A 20,034-nucleotide genomic window follows, 5' to 3' on the forward strand; every position below is an offset into this window, starting at 1 on the left:
GCGCTCCCCTCCCGGGAAGCGCGGCCGCCGCCGTTCCCGGTGCCGTTTTCGCCGCAGGGGAGCGGTGCGGACGCCGCGATCGATCGGATGTCCGGTGCCGGACGAGACCTTCCCGAGTCGAAAACCGGGACATAAGCCTGCAAACTAGCCAGGTCGGGATCTTCCCGGTTCCTGCGGGGAGGAGGTACGGGAGTGCGCGCGAGGCCGAGCCGATCGGTGTCCCTCCTGGTCGCCTCCGTCATCCTGACCGCGTTCCTGGCCCCCGGCGCGGCCGCGCGGCCGCCGGCCGGCGACGCCGTACCCGTACCCGGACCCGGCGTGGCCGCCCCCGAGGGTGCGGGTCCCGGACGGGCCCCCGGGACGGTGCTCCCCGAGGTGGTGGAGCTGGCCGTGATTCCCGTCGAGCCCCCCGTACAGCCCGCGAGGCCCGGCGCCCGGGACCTGTTCGGCGCCGACTGCGACATCGAGACCGAGGGCTCCACGGTGACGGCGTACTGCCACAACAGCTACCCGGAGACCGACCTGGTGCGGCTGCACGTGGAGTGCGACCGCTGGTGGGACGTCGACGGCGACGGCGCGGCGGTTCCCGTCGGCCCGGCGGGGCGGGCCGAGATCACCGCCCGCTGCTGGAAGGAGGTCCGCTCCACCTGGGTCACCCACCGGCGCCCCTGACCGCGGCCGCCCGCCCCCCGACTACTCCCGGCCGAGGCAGGCGAACGGGTAGCCGGCCGCCTCCGAGGCGGCCGCGTCGCCGTCCCGCCGCCGGATGGCCTCGATCAGCCGGCCGTGGTCGAGGTGGGCCGCGGGGTCGAGCACGGTGCCCACGTCGCCGCGCAGCCAGTCCGCCACCAGGTCGCCGAGGTCCGCGTACAGCTCGATCAGCACCTCGTTGTGGGAAGCGGTCACCACCGCCATGTGCAGGCTCACGTCCGCCGCCACGAACCGCTCCGCGTCCCCGCCGGCCCAGGCCTCCTCGCGCCGCGCCAGCAGCGCGTCCAGCTGGACGAGGTCCCGCTCGGTCCGCCGCTCCGCCGCGAGCCGGGCGCCCGAGGACTCCAGGGTGGAGCGCAGCTCCGCAATGTGCCGCGGCTCGGCGTTCGCGAAGCGGCGGTGCATGACGCCGGCCAGCTCGCTCGTGGCCATGACGTACGTGCCCGATCCCTGGCGGATGTCGAGCAGGCCGTTGTGCGCCAGCGCCCGCACGGCCTCGCGGACGGTGTTGCGGGCGACGCCGAGCAGCTCGACGAGCTCGGGCTCGGTGGGGACGCGCGAGCCCACCGGCCACTCCCCGGAGGTGATCTGGTTCCGCAACTGCGCGATCACCTGGTCGACGAGCGCGGAGCGCCGGGGCGAGGTCAGCGGCATGGGTTCCCCTCGAGAGCAGCGTGCGCAACTGGACAACCAATCATCCCATGATTCTATGATGGTTGAATGTCCGACGACGAAATCCAGACCCTGAACCGCCCACAGGGCGCGCGCACCCCCGCCGACCAGCGCCTTCCCGTGCCCGCCCACGTCACCCCCACGTGGCTCGGTCCGCTGCTCATCGTCGGAATCGTGCTGGCCGCACTCAACCTGCGGCCCGCCATCACCAGCCTCGGCGCCCTCTTCGAGGAGACCCGTACGGGCCTGGGCATGAGCGGCACCGTCGCCGGACTGATCACCTCCGTACCCGCCCTCTGCTTCGCCGTCTTCGGCATCACCGCCCCCCGGCTCTCCCGCCGCTTCGGCCCCGCCACCGTCGTCTGCGCCGGCATGGCCGCCATCGCCGCCGGCCTGCTGGTCCGGCCCTTCGCGGGCGGCGCCGCCGGGTTCCTCGCCGCCAGTGCCCTGTCCCTGGCGGGCATAGCCCTGACCAACGTGCTCCTCCCGGTGATCGTCAAGCGCTACTTCCCGGACCGCGTCGGCACCATGACCGGCCTCTACTCCATGGCCCTGGCCGCCGGAACCTCCCTCGCGGCCGCCGCCACCGTCCCGCTGACCGGCGCCCTCGGCGGCAGCTGGCGCACCGGACTGCTGATCTGGGCCGTCCTCGCCCTGGTCGCCGTCCTGCCCTGGCTGCCCATCGCCCGCGCCTCCCGCCGCGCCGCACGGGCGGCCGCCGCCGAGCAGGCCGGCGCCGGGACCGCCGTACGGGCCGACGCGGGCCCGCGCATCGTCCGCAGCCGCACCGCCTGGGCCCTGGCCTGCTACTTCGGCCTCCAGGCCACCGGCGCGTACGTGACCATGGGCTGGCTCCCGCAGATCTTCCGCGATGCCGGGGTGTCCGCCTCCACCGCCGGAGTGCTCCTCGCCGTCACCATGGTCATGGGCGTGCCGCTCGCCTTCGTCATCCCCCGCCTCGCCGGCCGGATGCGGAACCAAGGGGCCATCGCCGCCGCCCTCGGCCTGTTCGGCCTCGCCGGATACCTCGGCCTCTACCTCGCCCCCGCCGCCGGCGCCTGGGCCTGGGCGCTCCTCCTCGGCATCTCCAACTGTGCGTTCCCCCTCGTCATCACCCTCATCGGCCTGCGCGCCAAGTCCCCGGCCGGAGTCGTCAGGCTCTCCGCCTTCGCCCAGAGCGTCGGCTACCTCATCTCGATCCCCGGTCCGCTGCTCATCGGCACCCTCTACCAGCACAGCGGCGGCTGGGACCTGCCCCTCGCACTGATGGCCGGACTCCTCGTCCCGCAGATGGTGCTGGGCGTCCTGGCCGGACGGGACCGCACGATCGAGGACGAATGCGGCATGGGAGACTGACCGGCATGTCGCCCGTACTTGAACCGAACCCCCAGAACGGCCGCAAGAAGCTCGGCCTCGTCTTCGGCGCGATGATCGCCGTGACCGTGATCATCGCCGTCATCGCGACGATCGCCTCCCCCTGACACCGGCCGCCGCGCTGGGTGGTGGGGACAACCCCCCTCCCCCTAGGGGGCCAGGGTCAGGGTGAAGTGGGGTGTGCCCCGGATGGGGGGCGGGCCTTCGGATCCATAGATTCGAAGACAGCGAGCCCGTCCCGACCGCACACCCACGGAGGCGGCCATGTCGGCCCCCACGCACACCCGGTCCCTCCCGTCCCGCCCCCGTCCCGCCGCACCGCGGGCCGCAGGTGCGCGCCCGGTCGCGGCCCTCACCGGCCGTGCTCGCGGCGGCCGTACCCGTGGGGACGCCGACGCCCGCCTGCACTGGTGGGCCCTGGCGTTGCCCGCGCTGGCCTTCGGCCTGCTGCTGCTCCTGGCCGGATCCGGCGAAGCCCGGGCGGCCACCGCGGACGGGCACGGCCCGGGCCTGGTCCAGGTGGCGGAACGGCTCCTGCGCGCCGTCGGCTGACACCGTGCGCCCGTACGTGTGACACCGCGCGCCCGTGCGTGCCGGGACGCGCCGCACCGGCCGACCGGCCTCCCAACAGCCTGCGCCCCGTGGCTCCTTTCGTGCGAAGCTGGGAGTCATGAGCGCCGACACACCCCGCAGGATCGCCCTCCTCCGGCACGCCAAGGCCGACTGGCCCGAGGTGTCCGACCACGACCGCCCGCTGGCGGAACGAGGCCGCAAGGACGCGCCGGCCGTCGGTCTGAAGCTCGCCGAAACCGGCATCGCCTTCGACCTGGCCCTCTGCTCCACGGCGGTCCGCACCCGCGAGACCTGGAAGCTGGCCGTGCAGGAGCTGCCGCACCGGCCCAAGACCTCGTACGAGGAGCGGCTCTACGACGCCTCGCTCGGCGAGCTGATCGCCCTGCTGAACGAGACCTCCGACGAGGTCGCCGACCTGCTCGTCATCGGCCACAACCCGGGCATGCACGCCCTCGCCGACGCCCTCTCCGCGGGCGGGGAAGGTGACGCCCCGGCGCGCATGAGCCGTACGGGATTCCCCACCGCGGCGCTCGCCGTCGTCTCCTTCACCGGCTCGTGGAAGACCCTGGAGCACGGCGTGGGCACGCTGGTCGACTTCTGGACCCCCAAGGAGCACTGACCGGACTCCCGGCCACCCGACGTGAAGGGCCCCGGCGGGCCGTGCGCCCTGCCGGGGCCCTTCACGTCATGCCGTACGGATACCCGGGCCGCGGACCCCGCAGTGCGGGTCCCGCGCCACGCGTCCCCGCGCCACGCGTCCCCGCGCCACGCGTCCCCGCGCCCCGCGTCACGCCAGGTCGGCGGCCTCGATCTCCTCGCGGGTGATCCCGAGCAGGTACAGCACGGCGTCGAGGAAGGGCACGTTCACCGCGGTGTGGGCGGCCTCGCGGACCACGGGCTTGGCGTTGAAGGCCACGCCCAGCCCGGCCGCGTTCAGCATGTCCAGGTCGTTCGCGCCGTCGCCGATGGCCACCGTCTGGGAGAGGGGGACGTCGGCTTCGGCGGCGAACCGGCGCAGCAGCCGCGCCTTGCCGGCCCGGTCCACGATCTCGCCGGTGACCCGCCCGGTCAGCTTGCCGTCGATGATCTCCAGCGTGTTGGCGGCGGCGAAGTCCAGCCCGAGCCGCTCCCGCAGATCGTCCGTGACCTGCGTGAACCCGCCCGAGACCACGCCCACCTGGTAGCCGAGCCGCTTCAGGGTGCGGATCAGGGTCCGCGCGCCCGGCGTCAGCTGCACCTCGGCGCGGACCTTGTCCACGACGGAGGCGTCCAGCCCCGCGAGCAGCGCCACGCGTGCGTGCAGCGACTGCTCGAAGTCCAGCTCGCCGCGCATGGCCCGCTCGGTGACCTCCGCGACCTCGGCCTCGCAGCCCGCGTGCGCGGCGAAGAGCTCGATGACCTCGTCCTGGATCAGGGTCGAGTCCACGTCCATGACGACCAGGCGCTGGGCCCGGCGGCTCAGCCCTGCCGAGACCACGGCCACGTCCACGCCGATGTGCCCGGCGGCGGTGGCCAGCGCGGTGCGCAGCGGCTCGGTCTCGGTGCCGGAGACGGCGAACTCCACCGCCGTCACCGGGTACTTCGCGAGCCGGAAGATGCGGTCGATGTTGCCGCCGGTGGCCGTGATGCGGGCGGCGATCTGCGCCGTCGACTCGGCGGTGAGCGGGTGCCCGAGCACGGTGACGTGGGAACGGCCGCTGCCGCGCGGCCGGTTGTCTCCGGTGCCGGAGAGGATCTCCGCCTGCAGCTTGAGCGACTCGGCCCAGCTGTGGACGGTGGCCCGCAGGTCGCCCTCGGTGGCGCCGGCGGGCTTGGTGACGAGGGCGCACAGGACGATGCGGCCGCGGGTGACGACCTGCTCGATGTCGACGACGTCGACGGAGTAGGCGGCGAGGGTGTCGAACAGCCCGGCGGTGATCCCGGGACGGTCCTTGCCGAAGATCTTGACGAGGAGGGTGGGGACGTCGGAGGTCTGCGATGCGCTCATGGTGACCTCACCGTATCTTCCCCGGGCCGGTGACAGGACCCCCGTCCCACTCCCTGAACGCGCGGCGGCCGGGGCGGGCGGCCGCCCCGGACGGGCCGCCGACCGCGGACGGACCCCGCCGCGCGGATGCCGCCGTACGCCGTACGCCCCGCCCCGGCCCGCAGCCGCGGCACCCCGCCGCGGAGGCGGCCGGGAGCGGCCGGGCCGGGACCGCCGGACCGCGGCGCGGACCCCGTCGCCGCCGGGCGGCCGTAGGGAGCCTCCGCGGCGGCCTCCGGGCGCCGGGGCGGCGCCGCTCCGGCCGGCCCGTGCACGTACGCGGCCCGCCGGCGCACGGTGCCGCTGCCGCGGGGCGGCACGGCGCTCAACCGCCCCCGCCCCCGCCGCCGCCGCCGCCGAGGCGGCCGCGGGCTGACGGGGCCTTCCCGCGGCGGGAGACGCGTGACCGCGTCCGCTCCCAAGCACCGTCGCCGCCCCGTCGCCGTCGTGCCCGGCCCGTCGCCTCCCCGCCGCCGGGCCCTCGGTGCCCCGGTCCGACGCGAGCCCGGCGGGGCCTCCGCGGCATCCGCGACGTCCGGGGCGCCTGGGTGAGAAGTCCCGTATCGCACGCTCCGAGTGGCTTTCGCCCCCGTCAACGGCGGGTCGTGGAGGCCCTGGCACGGCCCGGATTCCACATGTGGCCGTGGGCCTGAAATAGTTCCCCCGGATGTTCGCCATACCTAGACTCCCTGACGTCATGGGGGATTCTCGGGGGACTTAAGTGGGGCTGGAGTGCCGGAACTCGTACTGGAACTGAACGGAAGGACCTGGACGCTCGATCCGTCCAGGTCGTACTCGCTGGGGCGCGACCCCCAGGGAGATGTGGTGATCGACGACGCCCGGGTGTCGTGGCGGCACGCCACCATCAGCTGGAACGGCCGCGGTTGGGGGATCGAAGACCACGGCAGCACCAACGGCACCTACGTGCGCGGAGCCCGGGTCCAGCAGGCCGAGCTCGTGCCCGGCACGCCGGTCCACCTCGGCAACGCCACCGACGGCCCGCGGCTGAACCCGGTCGGCGCCGCCGCCCCGGCGGCGCAGCCGGCCCAGGCCCACGCCCCGGCGTACCAGGCCCCGCAGCAGCAGCCCCAGCAGCAGGCCTGGGAACAGCAGCAGGCGCCGCAGCACCAGCAGTACGCTCCGCAGCAGCAGGCCGCGCAACAGCAGGTGCCGCCGCAGCAGCACCCGCAGCACGCACCGCAGCAGCCGCAGCCGCACCTCCCGCACCAGCAGGGCGGCGGCCCCGCCGCGGCCCGGCCGGCGCAGGGCGGGGCGCCCGGCTACGGCGACCGCAGCCCCACGACGTTCCACCAGCTCTCGCTGGGCCACGTCATGCGGATCGGCCGCGCGCTGGAGAACGAGCTGGTGGTCTCCGACCTCCAGGTCTCACGCCACCACGCCGAGTTCCGCTCCATGCCGGGCGGCCGCTTCGAGATCCACGACCTCGGCAGCCACAACGGCACCTACGTCAACGGTCAGCCGGTGGCCAAGTCCGGCACCGCCCTGCTCGGCCCGAACGACATCGTCGGCGTCGGCCACTCGACGTTCCGGATCGTCGGCGACCGCCTCGAGGAGTTCGTCGACACCGGCGAGGTCTCCTTCTCGGCCCGCCACCTCACGGTCACGGTCGACGGCGGCAAGCAGATCCTCAAGGACGTCACCTTCGGCGTCCCGGAGAAGTCGCTGATCGGCGTCATCGGCCCCTCCGGCTCCGGCAAGTCGACGCTGCTCAAGGCGCTGACCGGCTACCGCCCCGCCAACCAGGGCGACGTCCTCTACGACAACCGCAACCTGTACAAGCAGTTCGCGGAGCTCCGCCAGCGCATCGGCCTGGTCCCGCAGGACGACATCCTGCACAAGGAGCTGCGGGTCCGCACGGCCCTCAAGTACGCGGCCAAGCTCCGCTTCCCCGGCGACACCGCCGAGTCCGAGCGTGCCGCCCGCGTCGACGAGGTGCTGCGCGAGCTCAAGCTCGACATCCACAAGGACAAGAAGATCACCGCGCTCTCGGGCGGTCAGCGCAAGCGCGTGTCCGTGGCCCTGGAGCTGCTCACCAAGCCGTCGCTCATCTTCCTGGACGAGCCGACCTCCGGCCTCGACCCCGGCATGGACCGCGACGTCATGCAGCTGCTGCGCGGCCTCGCCGACGACGGCCGCACGGTCCTGGTGGTCACCCACTCCGTCGCCGAGCTGGCCATCTGCGACAAGCTGCTGGTCATGGCGCCGGGCGGCTCGGTCGCGTACTTCGGCCCGCCGGACGAGGCGCTGAACTTCTTCGGTTACACCACGTGGGCCGACGTCTTCTCCGCCTTCGAGAACTACCGCGAGTACGACTGGGCCGAGCGCTGGAAGAGCTCGCAGCACTACCAGCTGTACGCCGCCGACATCGACGCGGTCGCCCCGCAGTCGGTCGCGATGCCGCCGGTCCAGCAGATGCGCCCGCCCAAGCCGCAGGGCTGGGGCTCCCAGCTCCTCACGCTGATGCGCCGCTACGTCTCGGTGATCGCCTCCGACAAGGGCTTCATCGGACTGATGCTGATCCTGCCGGCGGTCCTGGGCGTGGTCTCCACGGTCATCCCCGCGAAGTTCGGCCTCGCGCCGCCCGTGGCGCCGTCCCGCTTCAACGGCGACGCGGGCACGATCATGCTGATCCTCGCGGTCGGCATGTGCTTCTCCGGCGCCGCCAACTCGGTCCGCGAACTGATCAAGGAACGCGTGATCTACGAGCGTGAGCGCGCCACCGGCCTGTCCCGGTCCGCGTACCTCATGTCGAAGGTGATCGTCCTCGGCGTCATCACGGCCATCCAGGGCGTGATCATCTGCGGCATCGGTTTCTTCCCGCGCGACCTGCCCGCCGAGGGCCTGATCCTGCCGCCGGCCGTGGAGATCTGCCTGTCGGTCATCGCGCTCGGCTTCACCTCGATGATGTTCGGCCTGGTGATCTCCTCGCTGGTGAAGACCGCCGAGAAGACCATGCCGCTCCTGGTCATGTTCGCGATCGTCCAGGTCGTCTTCACCGGCATCCTCTTCCAGCTGTACGACTCCCCGGGCCTGGAGCAGTTCGCCTGGCTGATGCCGTCCCGCTGGGCGATCGCCGCCGCCGGCTCCACCCTGAACCTCGGCGTGCTCATGCCGCCGTGGGACGCCGACAACCCGACCAACACCGACCCGCTCTGGGACGCCACGGTCGGCCAGTGGAGCCTGAACATCACCGTCCTGGTCCTCCTCGGCATCGCCTGCGGCTTCGCGGTGCAGCGCCTGCTGCGCCGCCACGAGCCCGAGGTGATGCGCGCGGGCAAGTAGGCCCCGCCCCGCGGACGCGCACACGAACGCCTCAGGGCGGCACCCGGTCTCCGGGGGCCGCCCTGAGGCGCATGGGGGGTCGGGGAGGGCCGACGGACCGTGCCAGGCCTAGTAGGCGCTGTTGACGTTGTCCATCGAGCCGTAGCGGTCGGCCGCGTAGTTGCAGGCGGCGACGATGTTCGCGACCGGGTCGTACTGGTCGAACTTGGTGCCCTTGACGTGGTACGCCTTGAAGGTCGGGGCGATGACCTGGAGCAGGCCCTTCGACGGGATGCCGTTCCGGGCGTTGATGTCCCAGTTGTTGATCGCCAGCGGGTTGCCGCTGGACTCGCGCATCACGTTGCGGTGAATGCCGTGGTAGCTGCCCGGAATGCCCTCGCGCTTCATGATGAAGAGGGCTTCCTTGATCCAGCCGTCGAGGTTGTTCGCGAAGACCGGGGTGCGGGTCGCGGAGCGGCTCGCGGCCGTCTTCTGCTCGCGGTCCTTCTTGGCGTCCGCCGCGGCCTTGGCCTTGGCCTTCGCCGCCGCGTCCGAGGCGGCCTTGGCCGCGACGACGTGCTGCACGGAGAGGTTCTGCTGTACAGCCTTCGTCTGGGCTCCGTCGACGACCTGGGTCCAGGCGACGGGGGCGGCGGAGACGACGGTCTCGGTCTCGCCGGCACCGGCCGGGACGAGGGAGAACGCGAGCGCGGCGGCACCGAGCGTGGCGACACCGGAGATGGACAGCTTGTGTGCCTTCGTCAGACGACTGTGACCGGGAGTGCTGGAAGCAGACATGGCGGGGCAACCTCTTCGACGGGGGGCCACCCCCGGGCAGTCTGAGGGCGGGGCCGCAGGAAAGCGCCGCGCTGATCCGAGATCTGCGGCGCTGTGCGACGGGAGCAATTCTTAGCGGCGGCAAAATCGCCTGGCAAAGGTGTGACGTACGATCCCGCTTAGTGGATCAGGGCCGGCCGACTCGTCCCGCTCTGCCGCATCTGAGCAACGCGCGCCCGAGCTCACAGGACCTTTACGTGTCCACTAGGGAGCTTCGTAAGTGACCTGCGTCCTATGTGCGGGCTCACATCGGGCACGTAACAATCTGACCCACCGTTGCGGAAGCAACGCGAAGTGTCACGCGTGTACGACCTGGGGACCACGCCACCGCCCCCTGATGTCCTCCCGAGGTCAGAGACGGCACGGACCCGCCTCCGCCGTCGGCCGTAGGCCGAGCGACCCCCCACCCTTCCGCCCGGTGCCCGATCCCGCAGGTCAGGCCCGCGAGTACGGTGAGGCCATGACAGCCAGCCCCGGATACGGGGGACCCCGCAGCGGCCTCGCGGCCGTGAGCACCGCACTCCTCGCCATGAGCCGCACGCTCGAGGTCCGCGACGTCCTGCGCACGATCGTCGTCTCGGCCCGCGAGCTCCTGGACGCCGAGTACGCGGCCCTGGGTGTCCCGGACGACCACGGCGGCTTCGCCCAGTTCGTCGTGGACGGCATCGGCGAGGAGCAATGGCGGCGGATCGGCCCGCTGCCCCGCCAGCACGGCATCCTCGCCGCGATGCTCCGCCAGGACGGCCCCCAGCGGCTGGCCGACGTACGGGAGGACCCGCGCTTCGGCGGCTGGCCGTCCGCCCACCCCGACATGTCCGACTTCCTGGGCCTGCCCGTCCGCGACGGCGAGGAGACCCTCGGCGCCCTCTTCCTCGCCAACAAGCGCGGGGCCCCGGCCGGCGGCAGCGCCGATGCGGGACATAGGGGAGGTACCGGACAGGGAGGAGGTGCGGGCGCCACCGGTTTCACCGACGAGGACGAGGAGCTCCTCTCCCTCCTCGCCCAGCACGCTGCGATCGCCCTCACCAACGCCCGGCTCTACGAGCGCAGCCGCGAGCTGACCATCGCCGAGGAGCGCTCCCGCCTCGCCCACGAGCTGCACGACGCCGTCAGCCAGAAGCTCTTCTCGCTGCGCCTCACCGCCCAGGCCGCGGCCGCCCTCGTCGACCGCGACCCGGCGCGGGCCAAGGACGAACTCCACCAGGTGGCCGCCCTCGCGGCGGAGGCCGCCGACGAACTGCGGGCCGCCGTGACGGAGCTGCGCCCGGCCGCCCTGGACGAGGACGGGCTCGTCGCGACCCTGCGCACCCACGTCCACGTCCTGGACCGCGCCCACGCCGCGCACGTCACCTTCACCTGTGACGGCGTACGCGCCCTCCCCGCGGCCCAGGAGGAAGCCCTCCTGCGCGTCGCCCAGGAGGCCCTCCACAACGCCCTGCGCCACTCGGGCGCGGACCGCGTCGAGGTGGCACTGGCCCGCACGCCCCGCGGGGGAGCGGTCCTCAGGGTCACCGACGCCGGCCGAGGCTTCGACCCCCTGACGGTCCGCAGCGCCGGCCGCCACCTGGGCCTGGTCTCCATGCGCGACCGCGCGGGCGGCGTCGGAGGCCGGCTCGCCGTGCACGCCGAGCCCGGCAGGGGCACCACGATCGAGATGGAGGTACCCGGTGGCTGACACCCCCGGCCGCATCCGCGTCCTGCTGGTCGACGACCACCAGGTGGTCCGGCGGGGCCTGCGCACCTTCCTGGAGGTCCAGGACGACATCGAGGTGGTCGGGGAGGCCTCCGACGGCGACGAGGGCCTGGCCCGCGCCGAGGAGCTGCGCCCGGACGTGATCCTCATGGACGTCAAGATGCCGGGCACCGACGGCATCGAGGCCCTGCGCAGGCTGCGCGGGGCGGCGAACCCGGCACGGGTGCTGATCGTCACCAGCTTCACCGAGCAGCGCACCGCGGTCCCCGCCCTGCGGGCCGGCGCCGCCGGGTACGTCTACAAGGACATCGACCCGGACGCCCTCGCCGGCGCGATCCGCTCCGTCCACGCCGGACACGTGCTCCTCCAGCCGGAGGTGGCGCAGGCGCTGCTCGCCCAGGACGGCCAGGGCCCCCCGTCGGGCCGCGGGGGCTCGCTGACCGAACGGGAGCGCGAGGTCCTCGCCCTCATCGCGGACGGCCGTTCGAACCGCGAGATAGCGCGGGCCCTCGTCCTGTCGGAGAAGACCGTCAAGACGCACGTTTCGAACATCCTGATGAAGCTGGACGTCGCCGACCGCACCCAGGCCGCGTTGTGGGCGGTCAGGCACGGCCTCACCGACTGAGCGGACCGGCCGGGCGCGCCCGTGCAGACCATCGGAGATTCATACGGTCGGGTGTATGTAGCCCACATGGCGTATCCCGGGGGCCGGGCGGCCGTTCTCCATGGCGTGCCGCGACGGATGGTCGCGGCGGACGTACGGAGGAAGAAAAACGTGAAGAACTTCAAGAAGGCCGCAGCCGTCACCATGATCGCGGGCGGCCTCCTCGCCGCCGGCGCCGGTGTCTCCTCGGCGCACGGCGGTGCGTCGGCGGAGGGCGAGGCCCTGAACTCGCCCGGCGTGGCCTCCGGGAACCTGCTCCAGGTCCCCGTGCACGTCCCCGTGAACGCGGTGGGCAACACGGTCAACGTGGTCGGCCTGCTGAACGGAGCCTTCGGCAACACGGGCGTCAACGCCTGACGCTCCGCGCTCGCGCCGCCGGCGCGGCCCCCGCACCGCTCCCCGGACTCCGTTCCGCGGCGCGCCCGGGGCCCGCGCCACCGGCCCCGCTTCCCCCCCTCTCCCCGGGAAGCGGGGCCGTCGCCGTTCCGCTCCGTTCCGCCCGACGCCACCGGACCCGGGCGCGTTCCGGTCGAACGGCACCCGGCGCCTCTGCCGGTACCCGCCAGCCGGGCCCGGCCACCCCGCGCCGGTTCCGTACCCGCGCTGCCCGAGCCGGGCCGGTACCCGTGCCGGTGCCCCAAGGCGCTGTCCGAGCCGGGCGGTACCCGCTGCCCGCCCGCTGCCCGCCCGCGCCCGGCCGGTGTCCCGGCCGGTGTCGGTGCCGGTATCAGTGCCGCTCCACCGCCGCGTTGTACGCCGCGACCAGCGCCCGCCGCGCCACCCGTTCCACCGGCCGCAGTGCCTCCGACCGCGCCGCCATCTCCGAGGCGGCCACCGCGCCCCCCGGGCCGTGCTCGTACGCCAGCGACACCAGCAGGTCCACCCGCTGCGCCAGCGCCAGCACCCGCACCGCCCGCGGCGGGTACCCCGGCGCCAGCACCTCCCGTCCGGCCTCCGCCCGCGCCCGGTACGCCGACAGCGCCGCGTCGGCGACCGGCCCCGACCCCGCCACGTCCAGCCGGGTCAGCACCACCGTCGCCTCGCGCAGCGCCTCCGCCAGCTCCCGCTCCGCCTCGCCGAGCGACGGCACGTCCGCGGGCGGGGCCTCCCGTACCGGCAGGCAGTGCCAGGTCACCGACACGTGCAAGTCCCCGGCCGGGCCCACCTCGAAGACCTCCGGCACCAGTCCCAGGCCCGCGCCCACCGCGACCACCGCCTCCTCGGCGTCCAGCGCCCGCGCGTTGAACTCGGGCGGCCCGCTCAGCCCCAGCGGATGCCCGGGCGCCGGCAGGGCCACCCGCAGTCCGGTCACCCCCAGCGCCCGCATCCGCCCGAGCGCCAGCGTGAGCCCCACCGGACCCGGTTCCCCGGGCAGGCCCTCCACCCGGTGCACGGCGTCCTCGCCCACGATCGACGACACGGCCTCGTCGGGCGAGACCAGACCTGCCAGCAGCGCGTTCCCCCAGGCGGCCAGCCGCCCTGAACGTGGTTCGAAAAGCATCCCCCAACTCTACGGACCGCACCCCGCGCCGGACCCCGTACCCGGGCACCTCCCCGACCCCGACCCGGCCCCGGCCCCGGACCCCTCTCCGAGTGGCGTAGGTTCTTCCCTGGGGCTGCGCCTGCCGGCGCACAGAGAACCGTGACTGCAAGGGGTGACAACACGCTCATGAGCGATGTTCTGGAGCTGGTGGACGTATCCGTGGTCCGCGAGGGCCGGGCTCTGGTGGACCAGGTCTCCTGGTCGGTGAAGGAGGGGGAGCGCTGGGTGATCCTCGGCCCCAACGGCGCCGGCAAGACCACACTGCTGAACCTCGCCTCCAGCTACCTCTTCCCCACCAAGGGCGCCGCCACCATCCTCGGCAGCACCCTCGGCAAGGTCGACGTCTTCGAGCTGCGCCCCCGCATCGGCATCGCCGGTATCGCGATGGCCGACAAGCTCCCCAAGCGGCAGACCGTCCTGCAGACCGTCCTCACCGCCGCGTACGGCATGACGGCGACCTGGCAGGAGGAGTACGAGGACATCGACGAGCAGCGCGCCCGCGCCTTCCTCGACCGCCTCGGCATGACCGGTTACCTCGACCGGAAGTTCGGCACGCTCTCCGAGGGCGAGCGCAAGCGCACGCTGATCGCCCGCGCCCTGATGACCGACCCCGAGCTGCTGCTCCTCGACGAGCCCGCGGCCGGCCTGGACCTCGGCGGCCGCGAGGACCTCGTACGCCGCCTCGGCCGCCTCGCCCGCGACCCGCTCGCGCCCTCGATGGTCATGGTCACGCACCACGTCGAGGAGATCGCCCCCGGCTTCACCCACGTCCTGATGATCCGCCAGGGCAAGGTCGTCGCCTCGGGTCCGATCGACCTGGAACTCACCTCGCGCAACCTCTCGCTCTGCTTCGGCCTCCCCCTGGTCGTCGAGCGCAACGGCAACGACCGCTGGACGGCCCAGGGCCTGCCCCTCCGCTAGCGGGAACGCCCCGGAAGGGACGGGGCCGGGCGGACCGAACCACCCCGCACCCTGTCCCGACCGCGCCCGCCCGACCTACCATGACCACGTGGACATCGACGCGTGGGTGTGGTGGCTGATCGGCGCGGTCGGACTGGGCATCCCCCTCGTCCTGACCGCCATGCCGGAGTTCGGCATGTTCGCCGTCGGCGCGGTGGCGGCCGCCGTGACGGCGGCGCTCGGCGGGGGAGTGGTCGCGCAGGTCCTGGTCTTCGTGATCGTGTCGGTCGCGCTCATCGCCGTGGTCCGCCCGATCGCCAACCGCCATCGTGACCAGCGCCCCCAACACCGCAGCGGAATCGACGCGTTGAGAGGCAAGGGCGCCGTCGTACTCGAACGCGTCGACGGCAGCGGCGGCCGTATCAAGCTCGCCGGGGAGATCTGGTCCGCCCGCTCCCTCGACGCGGACACCAGCTTCGAACCCGGCCGGTCCGTCGACGTCGTGGAGATCGACGGGGCGACCGCAGTCGTCATGTGACCGTCTCCGCAAGGGACTTGGGAGCCGTCACCCGGACGGCGTGTGAGCCGTCACGCAGCCGTCATGTGAGCAACCAGCCGACTCGCGGCCCCGGGGTCTGCGAGACTCCGCTCAACGGGGCAGCACAGACAGCCGGAAGGGCACGGGGAACCGCATGCAACCGATCATCATCGTCCTGATCATTCTGGTGGTTCTGGTCTTCATCGCACTGGTCAAGACGATCCAGGTGATCCCGCAGGCCAGCGCAGCCATCGTCGAGCGCTTCGGCCGCTACACCCGCACCCTCAACGCGGGCCTGAACATCGTCGTTCCGTTCATCGACTCGATCCGCAACCGGATCGACCTCCGCGAACAGGTCGTCCCCTTCCCGCCGCAGCCGGTCATCACCCAGGACAACCTGGTCGTCAACATCGACACCGTCATCTACTACCAGGTGACCGACGCCCGGGCCGCGACCTACGAAGTGGCCAGCTACATCCAGGCCATCGAGCAGCTGACCGTCACCACCCTCCGCAACATCATCGGCGGCATGGACCTGGAGCGCACCCTCACCTCCCGCGAGGAGATCAACGCCGCCCTGCGCGGAGTCCTCGACGAGGCCACCGGCAAGTGGGGCATCCGCGTCAACCGCGTCGAGCTCAAGGCCATCGAGCCGCCGACCTCCATCCAGGACTCGATGGAGAAGCAGATGCGCGCCGACCGCGACAAGCGCGCCGCGATCCTCCAGGCCGAGGGCGTCCGCCAGTCCGAGATCCTGCGCGCCGAGGGCGAGAAGCAGTCCTCCATCCTCCGAGCCGAGGGTGACGCCAAGGCCGCCGCCCTGCGCGCCGAGGGTGAAGCGCAGGCGATCCGCACGGTGTTCGAGTCCATCCACGCCGGCGACGCCGACCAGAAGCTCCTCGCCTACCAGTACCTCCAGATGCTCCCGAAGCTCGCCGAGGGCGACGCGAACAAGCTCTGGATCGTGCCCAGCGAGATCGGCGACGCGCTCAAGGGCCTCTCCGGCGCCATGGGCAACTTCGGCCCGATGGGCGGCGGTTCCGGCTTCAACCCGCAGAACTCCGGCAAGGCCACCGCCGACGCGGGCGACAAGGCCACGCCGGACCGCCGCGAGCAGCCCCCCATCGACTGACGGCGCCCCCGCCCCGGGACCCCGGCACACCGGGCGGGCCGTGCCGTCCTGCATGATCGGGTGAGGCCCCTCGACCTTCATGGCGGGGAGGCGACCCACTCATGCAAAGGGGATGGCCCCTCCCGTGTCCGTCTGGGAATCACTCGCGGTCTTCGCCGCCGGCATCGGCGCCGGCACGATCAACACCATCGTCGGCTCCGGCACCCTGATCACCTTCCCGGTGCTGCTCGCCACCGGCCTGCCGCCGGTCACCGCCAACGTCTCCAACACCCTCGGCCTGGTACCCGGGTCCATCAGCGGGGCCATCGGCTACCGCAAGGAACTCCGGGGCCAGCGCTCCCGGATCCTGCGGCTCGGCGCGGTCTCCCTCGTCGGCGGTTGCGCCGGAGCCGTCCTGCTCCTCACCCTGCCGTCCGACTCCTTCGACACGATCGTGCCCGTCCTCATCGGACTCGCCCTCGTGCTCGTCGTCCTCCAGCCCCGCCTCGCCAAGGCGCTGCGCCGCCGCCAGGACGCCGCCGGAGGCGACACCGGCCATCCCGACGGCGGCCCCGCCCTGCTCACCGGCATGTTCTTCTCCAGCGCCTACGGGGGCTACTTCGGCGCCGCCCAGGGCGTGCTCTACCTCGGCCTCATGGGCCTGCTGCTCCGCGAGGACCTCCAGCGGATCAACGCCGTGAAGAACGTCGTCGCCGCCCTGGTCAACGGCATCGCCGCCGTCGTCTTCCTCTTCGTCGCCGAGTTCGACTGGACCGCCGTCCTGCTGATCGCGGTCGGCTCCACCATCGGCGGCCAGATCGGCGCCAAGGTCGGCCGCCGCCTCCCGCCGACCGCCCTGCGCGCGGTCATCGTGACCGTCGGCATCCTCGCGATCGTCCAGCTGCTCGTCCGCTGAGCGGCGTAGCGGAATTACGCCGCCCAGCGCGAGCGCGTACGCGCGGACCGGGGGCTCACGGCTAGGCGGAACGCTCCAGCCACTCCGGCAGGACGTCCCGCCCCGCCACCCCCAGCGCCAGCAGCATGGCATCGGCCGGGGACGGCACGAACGGCTTGCGGAGCAGGGGCATCCCCGCCTCCTCCGGCGTCCGGGCCGCTTTGCGGTGGTTGTCCTCGGCACAGGAGGCCACCGTGTTCAGCCAGGTGTCCCCGCCGCCCTGGGCCCGCGGGAGCACGTGGTCCACGGTCGTCGCGCGCTTCCCGCAGTACGCGCACCGGTGCTGGTCCCGGACCAGCACCCCCCGCCGTGACCAGGGGGCATGTCTTCGGAAGGGCACCCGTACGTACCTGCAGAGCCTGATCACCCGAGGCATCGGCAGCTCCACGGTGGCAGCTCGCACACGCAGCTCGGGATGGGACTGCTCGACCACGGCCTTGTCCTGGAGCACCAGAACCACCGCCCGGTTCAACGTCACCGTCGACAGCGGCTCGAAGCTCGCATTCAGCACCAGCGTGTCCCGCATCTCGCCCACCTCCCGTGTGCAGGCCCGCGACCACACCGGCAGCAGGGCCCGCGACCACTCTGGCCGCGCGCGCCACGCGGGACAACGCAATAAAAATGCCCGGTCCTGGCCGTCTTTAGACCAGGACCGGGCAAACGCTCGGAGAACGATCAGCCGGCGGGCGCCTCGTACTCGCCGATCAGCTGGGCCCGCCCGAGGGTGTGGAAACGGAGGTTGAACCCGACCACGGCGGGGGAGACGTCGCCGTCGGGGCCGAGCTCCTCCTGATCCACCGCGTACACGGTGAAGACGTACCGGTGCCGCTCCCCGGCCGGCGGGGCCGCCCCGCCGAAGTCCGCGGTCCCGTAGTCGTTGCGCACGTGCACCGCCCCCGCGGGCAGCCCCTCGAACTTCCCGCCGCCCGCCCCGGCCGGCAGCTCCGTGACCGACGCCGGCAGGTCGAACAGCACCCAGTGCCAGAACCCGCTGCCCGTGGGCGCGTCCGGATCGAAGCACGTCACGGCGAAGCTCTTCGTCCCCTCGGGGAAGCCCTCCCAGCGCAACTGCGGGGAGACGTTCCCGCCCGACAGGACCTGGGCGTCACCCAGGTCCGCCCCGGGTTCCAGGTCCGTACTCGTCACGGTGAAGGCGTGCACCTCGGGATGGAAGTCGTGCGGCAGGGGCGCCCTGCTCTGCTCGGTCACTGCTGACCCTCCTGGTCGGTGGCTGATCGGACGCGTGTCCTGGACGGAGCCCAGGAGCTAGAGCCAGTTGCGCGTGGAACCGACGGAGGCGATCCACTGGTTCAGGTACGCCGTCCAGTCGGTCTCCTGGTAGGAGTGCAGCCCCACCTGGAAGCAGCGGAAGGTGTCGCTGCCCTCGCTGAACAGCCCGGGCTTCTTGTCCATCTCCAGGACGACGTCCATCTCGCGGCCGTCGGAGACGAAGGTCAGCTCGACCTGGTTCAGGCCCCGGTACTGCGACGGCGGCGCGAACTCGATCTCCTGGTAGAACGGCAGCGTCTGCCGCGTGCCGCGGATGTGCCCGCGCTCCATGTCCGCGCTGCGGAAGGAGAAGCCGAGCTGGCGGAACGCGTCGAGGATCGCCTGCTGCGCCGGCACCGGGTGCACGTTGATCGCGTCGAGGTCGCCCGCGTCGACCGCGCGCGCGATCTCCAGCTCGGTGCTGACCCCGATGTTCATCCCGTGCAGGTGCTGGCCCCCGAAGTGGGTGATCGGCGTCTCCGACGGGATCTCCAGCCCGAACGGCACGACGTGCAGCGCGCCGGCCTGGACCTGGAAGGCACCGCCGAGGCGCTGCTTGTTGAAGACGACGTCCTGCTTGTACTCCTGGTCGCCGCCCTCCACCTCGACCCGCGCCTGGAGACCGACGGACAGCCCCTCGATCTGCTGGTCGACGGACCCGCCCTGGATCCGGACCTCGCCCTGGACGATGCCGCCCGGCACGACGTTCGGCTCGGTGATGACCGTGTCCACGGACGCACCGCCGGCACCCAGGCTCGCGAACAGCTTCTTGAACCCCATGTTCAAACTCCCCTGAAGAAGGATCTAAGGATCGGAAGGACCCGGCGGCGACACCACCACGGGCGTCGCGCGCCTACCCCACACCAACGCGGAACATTAGGCCCCGGTTGCACGCGCGCCCCTTCCAGTACGCTCGACCGGATGAGCGCGCGCCCCGACCGTACGCCCCTGACCCGGGCCTTCTTCGACCGCCCGGTCCTCACCGTGGCCCCGGACCTGCTCGGCCGCACCCTGGTCCGCAGCACACCGGAGGGCCCCCTCGAACTGCGCATCACGGAGGTCGAGGCGTACGAGGGCGAAGCCGACCCGGGCTCCCACGCCTACCGGGGCCGCACCGCCCGCAACGCATCGATGTTCGGCCCGCCCGGACACGCGTACGTCTACTTCATCTACGGCATGTGGTTCAGCCTCAACCTGGTATGCGGCCCGCCCGGTCTCGCGAGCGGGGTCCTGCTGCGTGCGGGGGAGGTGACGACCGGCGCAGACCTGGCCGCCAAACGTCGTCTTTCAGCCAAGAACCCGAGAGAACTGGCCAAGGGTCCGGCCCGGCTGGCCACGGCCCTGGCCATCGATCGCTCCCTCGACGGCACCGACCTCTGCGCCGGCCCCGATTCCCCGCTGTCCGTCCTGGAGGGAACCCCCACCCCGCCCGACCTGGCGAGCAGCGGCCCACGGACCGGAGTGGGCGGCGACGGCGCCCACCACCCGTACCGCTTCTGGATCACCCAGGACCCGACGGTCAGCCCGTACCGCGCCCACGCGCCACGCCGCCGCTCAACTTGACTCGCCCTTCCTGGACGCCTAACGTTGTCCGAGCCGCTTGAACGGGGCACTGCCATCAGCAGACCTCCAGCGGCCAACCCACTACCTACGACGAACCCCTGGCGGGGTCCTCTTCGGCATGTCCGAATTCCACGCCGGCAGCTCGATTATGAGCAGCGAAGGGAAAGCGTTAACGTAGCGGAGCGCCGAAAGGCCGAAGACCTTCCGACGGTCACCGAATTCAATTCCAAGCTGGAAACGGTGTGGAAATGATCTGGTAGAGTCGGAATCGCCGGAAAGGAAAGCGCGAAAGCGAATACCTGGAAAGCACCGAGGAAGTCAGG

Annotated in this window: 21 protein-coding genes; 14 read left to right on the forward strand and 7 right to left on the reverse strand. The window is 72.4% G+C overall.

What is annotated here, in order from left to right:
• Positions 1 to 192 precede the first annotated feature (192 nt).
• Positions 193 to 672: a hypothetical protein gene (locus ACFWW8_RS36495; protein WP_386536681.1), complete on the forward strand. Its 480-nt coding sequence runs from the start codon at positions 193 to 195 to the stop codon at positions 670 to 672.
• 21 nt (positions 673 to 693) lie between these two features.
• On the opposite strand, the gene ACFWW8_RS36500 is transcribed toward ACFWW8_RS36495, so the two are convergent.
• Positions 694 to 1,365, reverse strand: coding sequence for a FadR/GntR family transcriptional regulator (locus ACFWW8_RS36500; RefSeq protein ID WP_386536684.1), 672 nt, complete (start codon positions 1,363 to 1,365; stop codon positions 694 to 696).
• Positions 1,366 to 1,431: 66 nt separating this feature from the next.
• Here ACFWW8_RS36500 and ACFWW8_RS36505 point away from each other — a divergent pair, with 66 nt between their 5' ends.
• From ACFWW8_RS36505 to ACFWW8_RS36520, 4 genes are all read left to right on the forward strand, one after another.
• Positions 1,432 to 2,739, forward strand: a complete 1,308-nt coding sequence (locus ACFWW8_RS36505; RefSeq protein WP_386536687.1) for a CynX/NimT family MFS transporter — start codon at positions 1,432 to 1,434, stop codon at positions 2,737 to 2,739.
• A gap of 5 nt (positions 2,740 to 2,744) precedes the next feature.
• Positions 2,745 to 2,864, forward strand: a complete 120-nt coding sequence (locus tag ACFWW8_RS36510; RefSeq protein WP_279628666.1) for an SGM_5486 family transporter-associated protein — start codon at positions 2,745 to 2,747, stop codon at positions 2,862 to 2,864.
• A 157-nt stretch (positions 2,865 to 3,021) separates the two neighbouring features.
• Positions 3,022 to 3,309 carry a hypothetical protein gene (locus tag ACFWW8_RS36515; protein ID WP_386536690.1) on the forward strand — a complete coding sequence of 96 codons (288 nt, stop codon included), beginning with the start codon at positions 3,022 to 3,024 and terminating at the stop codon, positions 3,307 to 3,309.
• A gap of 118 nt (positions 3,310 to 3,427) precedes the next feature.
• Positions 3,428 to 3,949, forward strand: a complete 522-nt coding sequence (locus ACFWW8_RS36520) for a SixA phosphatase family protein (RefSeq protein WP_386536693.1) — start codon at positions 3,428 to 3,430, stop codon at positions 3,947 to 3,949.
• A 168-nt stretch (positions 3,950 to 4,117) separates the two neighbouring features.
• Here the strand turns inward: ACFWW8_RS36520 and serB are convergent, their stop codons facing one another.
• A complete protein-coding gene (serB, locus tag ACFWW8_RS36525) occupies positions 4,118 to 5,317 on the reverse strand; it encodes a phosphoserine phosphatase SerB (RefSeq protein WP_386536696.1) in 1,200 nt (399 codons plus the stop codon).
• A gap of 771 nt (positions 5,318 to 6,088) precedes the next feature.
• On the opposite strand from serB, the gene ACFWW8_RS36530 reads away from it, so the two are divergent.
• Positions 6,089 to 8,659, forward strand: a complete 2,571-nt coding sequence (locus ACFWW8_RS36530; RefSeq protein WP_386536699.1) for an FHA domain-containing protein — start codon at positions 6,089 to 6,091, stop codon at positions 8,657 to 8,659.
• Between the two features lie 108 nt (positions 8,660 to 8,767).
• Here ACFWW8_RS36530 and ACFWW8_RS36535 read toward each other — a convergent pair whose 3' ends face one another.
• Complete coding sequence (locus ACFWW8_RS36535) at positions 8,768 to 9,436, reverse strand: transglycosylase SLT domain-containing protein (RefSeq protein ID WP_386536702.1); 669 nt, start codon at positions 9,434 to 9,436, stop codon at positions 8,768 to 8,770.
• 499 nt (positions 9,437 to 9,935) lie between these two features.
• Here ACFWW8_RS36535 and ACFWW8_RS36540 point away from each other — a divergent pair, with 499 nt between their 5' ends.
• From ACFWW8_RS36540 to ACFWW8_RS36550, 3 genes are all read left to right on the forward strand, one after another.
• Positions 9,936 to 11,150 (forward strand): GAF domain-containing sensor histidine kinase, encoded by a 1,215-nt coding sequence (locus ACFWW8_RS36540; RefSeq protein WP_386536704.1) that lies wholly within the window; start codon positions 9,936 to 9,938, stop codon positions 11,148 to 11,150.
• Complete coding sequence (locus ACFWW8_RS36545; protein ID WP_386536707.1) at positions 11,143 to 11,793, forward strand: response regulator; 651 nt, start codon at positions 11,143 to 11,145, stop codon at positions 11,791 to 11,793. Before ACFWW8_RS36540 ends, ACFWW8_RS36545 begins: the two co-directional genes overlap by 8 nt.
• 150 nt (positions 11,794 to 11,943) lie before the next feature.
• The gene (locus ACFWW8_RS36550; RefSeq protein WP_386536710.1) at positions 11,944 to 12,189 is read left to right on the forward strand and encodes a chaplin; all 246 of its coding nucleotides are present in this window, start codon (positions 11,944 to 11,946) and stop codon (positions 12,187 to 12,189) included.
• Positions 12,190 to 12,559: 370 nt separating this feature from the next.
• On the opposite strand, the gene ACFWW8_RS36555 is transcribed toward ACFWW8_RS36550, so the two are convergent.
• On the reverse strand, positions 12,560 to 13,333 hold the full coding sequence (locus ACFWW8_RS36555; RefSeq protein ID WP_386536713.1) for a hypothetical protein: 774 nt from the start codon (positions 13,331 to 13,333) through the stop codon (positions 12,560 to 12,562).
• A 168-nt stretch (positions 13,334 to 13,501) separates the two neighbouring features.
• On the opposite strand from ACFWW8_RS36555, the gene ACFWW8_RS36560 reads away from it, so the two are divergent.
• From ACFWW8_RS36560 to ACFWW8_RS36575, 4 genes are all read left to right on the forward strand, one after another.
• Positions 13,502 to 14,296 carry an ABC transporter ATP-binding protein gene (locus tag ACFWW8_RS36560; RefSeq protein WP_386536715.1) on the forward strand — a complete coding sequence of 265 codons (795 nt, stop codon included), beginning with the start codon at positions 13,502 to 13,504 and terminating at the stop codon, positions 14,294 to 14,296.
• Between the two features lie 88 nt (positions 14,297 to 14,384).
• A complete protein-coding gene (locus tag ACFWW8_RS36565) occupies positions 14,385 to 14,813 on the forward strand; it encodes an NfeD family protein (protein ID WP_386536718.1) in 429 nt (142 codons plus the stop codon).
• Positions 14,814 to 14,967: 154 nt separating this feature from the next.
• Positions 14,968 to 15,945, forward strand: a complete 978-nt coding sequence (locus ACFWW8_RS36570) for an SPFH domain-containing protein (RefSeq protein WP_386536720.1) — start codon at positions 14,968 to 14,970, stop codon at positions 15,943 to 15,945.
• A 112-nt stretch (positions 15,946 to 16,057) separates the two neighbouring features.
• A complete protein-coding gene (locus ACFWW8_RS36575) occupies positions 16,058 to 16,840 on the forward strand; it encodes a sulfite exporter TauE/SafE family protein (protein ID WP_386536723.1) in 783 nt (260 codons plus the stop codon).
• Positions 16,841 to 16,901: 61 nt separating this feature from the next.
• Here ACFWW8_RS36575 and ACFWW8_RS36580 read toward each other — a convergent pair whose 3' ends face one another.
• The 3 genes from ACFWW8_RS36580 to ACFWW8_RS36590 form a co-directional block, all read right to left on the reverse strand.
• Positions 16,902 to 17,405, reverse strand: a complete 504-nt coding sequence (locus ACFWW8_RS36580; protein ID WP_386536725.1) for an HNH endonuclease — start codon at positions 17,403 to 17,405, stop codon at positions 16,902 to 16,904.
• Positions 17,406 to 17,554: 149 nt separating this feature from the next.
• On the reverse strand, positions 17,555 to 18,088 hold the full coding sequence (locus ACFWW8_RS36585) for a YbhB/YbcL family Raf kinase inhibitor-like protein (protein WP_386536728.1): 534 nt from the start codon (positions 18,086 to 18,088) through the stop codon (positions 17,555 to 17,557).
• A gap of 57 nt (positions 18,089 to 18,145) precedes the next feature.
• Positions 18,146 to 18,928 (reverse strand): sporulation protein, encoded by a 783-nt coding sequence (locus ACFWW8_RS36590; protein WP_386536729.1) that lies wholly within the window; start codon positions 18,926 to 18,928, stop codon positions 18,146 to 18,148.
• Positions 18,929 to 19,069: 141 nt separating this feature from the next.
• Here ACFWW8_RS36590 and ACFWW8_RS36595 point away from each other — a divergent pair, with 141 nt between their 5' ends.
• On the forward strand, positions 19,070 to 19,711 hold the full coding sequence (locus ACFWW8_RS36595) for a DNA-3-methyladenine glycosylase (RefSeq protein WP_386536731.1): 642 nt from the start codon (positions 19,070 to 19,072) through the stop codon (positions 19,709 to 19,711).
• Positions 19,712 to 20,034: the final 323 nt, after the last annotated feature.

Origin of the sequence: Streptomyces sp. NPDC058701 (genome assembly GCF_042715295.1) — a bacterium.
Lineage (GTDB): Bacteria > Actinomycetota > Actinomycetes > Streptomycetales > Streptomycetaceae > Streptomyces.